This window comes from Neisseria sp. P0021.S006, from assembly GCF_051956895.1.
Genome location: NZ_JBQCWZ010000921.1, coordinates 1 through 581, shown reverse-complemented (window position 1 = coordinate 581; position 581 = coordinate 1). Strand labels below are relative to the sequence as shown.

Annotated in this window: 1 pseudogene; it reads left to right on the top strand. The window is 54.2% G+C overall.

Features of this window, described 5'->3' with window-relative positions:
• Positions 1–581 (top strand): annotated as a pseudogene (locus tag ACTHUM_RS17910) (lytic transglycosylase domain-containing protein); the annotation flags it as partial.

Genomic DNA, 581 nt, shown 5'->3' with positions numbered 1-581 from the left:
CGTTTCCGACCGCAAGCAACTGACCGACGAACAATTAGAATGGTACGCACGCGCCGCTTTGCGCCTGCAACGTTGGGATGAATTGGCAAGCGTGATTCAGCATATGCCTGAAAAACTGCAAAAAGACCCGACATGGCAATATTGGCTGGGCCGCAGCTTTGCCGCACAAGGCAAAAGCAGCCACGCCAAAGAAATGTACGAAAAAGCCGCCGCTTCCGGCCGCAATTTCTACGCCGTAATGGCAGGTGAAGAACTGGGCCGCCGCATCAATACGCGCAACAACGTTTCCGATGCCGATGCCAGAGACGTCCGCCGCATGAGCGAAGACGGTGCCATCAAACGCGCATTGGTTCTGTTTAAAAACAGCCAAAACAACGGCGACTCCAAAATGCGCCGTCAGGCGCAGGCAGAATGGCGTTTTGCCACCCGCGATTTCAACGAAGACAACCTGCTGACTGCCGCGCAAGTCGCTTTTGACAACCAGTTCTACGACATGGCAATCAACAGCGCCGACCGTACCGACCACAAACTCAACTACAAACTGCGCTATATCTCTCCGTTTAAAGACCTGACCGTCCGCT